Source organism: Frateuria sp., from assembly GCF_013362045.1.
In the GTDB taxonomy this organism is placed as follows: domain Bacteria; phylum Pseudomonadota; class Gammaproteobacteria; order Xanthomonadales; family Rhodanobacteraceae; genus Frateuria_A.
This window is the reverse complement of sequence record NZ_JABFWW010000266.1, coordinates 1-3,577: the sequence shown is the minus strand read 5'-3', so window position 1 is coordinate 3,577 and position 3,577 is coordinate 1. Positions and strand designations below refer to the sequence as shown.

Genomic DNA, 3,577 nt, shown 5'->3' with positions numbered 1-3,577 from the left:
TTTTGCGCTTCGAAAATAACGAAATTTGCTGCGAAATAAATCGATTATAAATCGCAATATAATACGTCATTAAAATGATTGGGAATGTCACAATTCGGGCAATTTTCCTATTGACCCATTATTTTCCAAAGCCCTAATTTGCCGCGGGTCCGACCGCCACAGCTGGCGATCGGCCATTGCGGCAAGGCGTCGCCACGAAAGGCGGTCGCCACCTTCGGAAACCGCAACGCGACGCGTCCAGTAAAGGGAGGGCGTCCGTTCGAGGGCGATATCGCCGCAAGCAACCAGGCGCCGCACGCGTGCGGCATATGCGCATGGGGTCCGACGACCGCATCGGTGTCGCTCGGCCCGAAAAAAAGACAGGAGTTCGACATGGCAACAGTTGCACGTATCAAACTGCTGGCCGCCGCGCTGGGCGTGGCGATGGCCGGCTCGGCCGCCGCGGCCACTACCCCGGCGATGGTGGCGCTTGGGCACGTCCCGACGCTGCACAGGGACGAAGCGTTCGTGGGGCCGCTGCCGGCTTCGCAGCCGCTGCACATCGAGGTGGCGCTGAAACTGCGCAACCCGGCCCAGCTGCATGCCTTCATTGCCGCCGCGCATGCTCCCGGCCTGCTGGCTGCGCCGCACGCGATGACCCCGCAGCAGTTCCGCGCCGACCACGCGCCCACGCAGGGACAGGCCGAGGCCGTCGCCAGCTACCTGCGCCAGGCCGGCTTCAGCAACGTGCAGGTCGCCCCCAACCGCCTGCTGGTATCCGCCGACGGCACCGCCGACGTTGCCGCTGCCGCATTCGGCACGCAGTTCGCCCAGGTGCGCGACAGGCATGGCCGCGCCGCCTTCATGAACACCAGCGAGCCCCGCGTCCCGGCCGCGATCGCCGACAGCGTGCTGTCGGTGCTCGGCCTGCAGAATGTGCACCGCGCGCACACGGTGGTGCAGCCGCACGCCAACGGCTTGACCCCGCAGGCGGTGACCGGCCACAACCCGACCGAGTTCGCCTCGATCTACGGCGGCGCGGGCGCACCGACCGGCGCGGGCGTCACCGTGGGCATCATCACCCAGGGTGACCTCAGCCAAACGATCACCGATCTCAACACCTTCACATCGAACAACGGCCTGTCGACGGTCACCACGCAGACCATCAACACCAACGGCACCAGCTCCGACACCAGCGGCGTCAGCGAATGGAACCTGGACAGCCAGGACATCGTGGGCATGGCCGGCGGCCAGGTCGGCAAGCTGGTCTTCTACAACATCCCCACGCTCTCCAACGCCAACCTCACCGCCGACATCAACAAGGCGGTATCGGACAACACCGCCAAGATCATCAACGTGTCGCTGGGCGAGTGCGAGACCGACGCCAAGAACGACGGCTCCGCCGCGGCGCAGGACCAAGCCTTCCAGCAGGCCGACGCGCAGGGCCAGACCTTCTCGATCTCCACCGGCGACAGCGGCGCCGACGAATGCGGCACCGGCGGCACCACGCCGAGCTGGCCGGCGGCCTCGCAGTACGTGATCGCGGTGGCCGGCACCAAGCTGGATGCTTCCACCACCACCTGGAACGGCGAGACGGTGTGGAACGAACTGGCCCTCAACGAAGGCGCCACCGGCGGCAGCGAGAGCACCTTCGAGCCCAAGCCAAGCTGGCAGACGCTGTGGTCGGGCACCTATCGCGGCGTGGCCGACGTAGCCTTCGACGGCGACCCGCAGTCCGGCTCCAAGGTCATCGTGAACGGCGCGACCCAGCAGATCGGCGGCACCAGCCTGGCCGCGCCGCTGTTCGCGGGTTTCTGGTCGCGCGTGCTGGCGGCCAAGGGCACCGGCGTGGGCTTTGCCGGTCCACTGATCTACCAGTTGCCCGCCTCGGTCTTCCATGACGTGACCTCGGGCAACAACAACGGCGAGACGGCGGGCGTCGGCTACGACCTGGCCAGCGGTCGCGGCAGCATCATGATGGCCAGCGCGATCAGCGCCCTCGGCGGCGGCAGCACCAACAACCCGCCGGTGGCGAATTTCGGCGACGTCGTCAGCGGCCTGACGGTGAACTTCACCGACAGCTCCACCGACAGCGACGGCACCATCGCCTCGCGTTCATGGAGCTTCGGCGACGGCAGCAGCTCCACCGCGACCAACCCGAGCCACACCTATGCAGCCGCCGGCACCTACAACGTGACCCTGAAGGTGACCGACAACGGCGGCGCCAGCAGCAGCAAGACGCAGGCGGTGACCGTCGGCGGCGGCAGCACCCAGCTGCTGGGCAACACCGGCTTCGAGACCGGCACGGCCGCGCCGTGGAGCGCCTCGGCCGGCGTGATCGACAACAGCACTGCGGAGCCGGCACACGCCGGTTCGTGGAAGGCCTGGCTGGACGGCTACGGCAGCAGCCATACCGATACGCTGTCGCAGCAGGTGAGCATCCCGAGCGGCAAGACCTCGGCGACGCTGCAGTACTACCTGCACATCGACACTGCCGAATCCGGCTCGACCGCCTACGATCATCTGTACGTGCGGGTCTACAACACCTCCGGCACGCTGCTTGGCACGCTGGCGACGTTCTCCAACCTGAATGCCGCCTCGGGCTACGCCGTGCACACGGCGAACCTGTCCAGCTACATCGGCCAGACGGTCGTGCTGAAGTTCACCGGCACCGAGGACGTCTCGCTGCAGACCTCGTTCGTGCTCGATGACGTGACCCTGACCGTGCAGTAAGACCGCGCGGGCATAAAACGCCGGGGGGCCGTCCATCGACGGCCCCCCGGTTCGTCTGGAGAGGCCTCAGGCCTGCTCGAAGCGGTTGGCGTCGCGGTTCTTGCGCACCTTGGCCGGATCCCACACGCGGCCGTTCATGGTGATGTACACGCCATCGGGCAGCGTCTGCACGGCCGCCACCGCGCAGCCGATGTTGAACACCGCGTCCGAACCCTGGAAGCGCGCCGGATTGAGCGCGCCGGTCAGCACGATCACTTTGCCGGGAATGGACGCGAGCTCGCGCGCGGTCTCGACCATGGTGTCGGTGCCATGGGTCACCAGCACGTGCCGGTGGGGTTGCGCCTCGATGGTGGAGCGCACCAGCGCGCGATCCTCGGCCGACATGTGCAGGCTGTCCTTGCGCAGGATCGGGATCACGTCGAAGGCGAACGCCACCCCGAGCTGGCCCAGGATCTCGCCGATCTGCGGCGCGCCGATCTTGTAGTCCGACTTGTCGTCGAAATAGATCTTGTCGATGGTGCCGCCGGTGGTGACGATGGTCAGGTGCTGCATGATGGCTTCGGGCGGATGAGAGGCAGGTAGTCTAGCGGCTCGGAAGGGGTGGAGCGTTCCGCGGGACGGCGCGTCGAACCCTTCGCGCCGTGACGCGCCCCATCACAGCAACAACCGCGTATCGGCCGCATCCGTTGTCGCCAGCCGGTCCAGGCCGTTCGCCACGAAGCGCCGCAGCGCCGCGCCGGGGCGCATGTCGCTGCGCTCGCGGGCGAAGGTGGACTGGCGCGCGAGCAAGGCCGCCGCCGCGCAGCGGGCGAGGGTGGTCGCCAGCCCGCGTGCCGAGGCCTCCAGTGCATCGCGCTCGCCGCCC

2 protein-coding genes and 1 pseudogene are annotated in these 3,577 nt (G+C 67.4%); 1 reads left to right on the top strand and 2 read right to left on the bottom strand.

What is annotated here, in order from left to right; all coding sequences use genetic code 11:
* Positions 1-372: 372 nt before the first annotated feature.
* Positions 373-2,712: a protease pro-enzyme activation domain-containing protein gene (locus tag HOQ08_RS12745; RefSeq protein WP_291195469.1), complete on the top strand. Its 2,340-nt coding sequence runs from the start codon at positions 373-375 to the stop codon at positions 2,710-2,712.
* Between the two features lie 66 nt (positions 2,713-2,778).
* Here HOQ08_RS12745 and HOQ08_RS12740 read toward each other — a convergent pair whose 3' ends face one another.
* Both HOQ08_RS12740 and HOQ08_RS12735 read right to left on the bottom strand, forming a co-directional pair.
* The gene (locus tag HOQ08_RS12740; RefSeq protein WP_291195466.1) at positions 2,779-3,264 is read right to left on the bottom strand and encodes an asparaginase domain-containing protein; all 486 of its coding nucleotides are present in this window, start codon (positions 3,262-3,264) and stop codon (positions 2,779-2,781) included.
* Between the two features lie 102 nt (positions 3,265-3,366).
* Positions 3,367-3,577 (bottom strand): annotated as a pseudogene (locus HOQ08_RS12735) (acyl-CoA dehydrogenase); the annotation flags it as partial.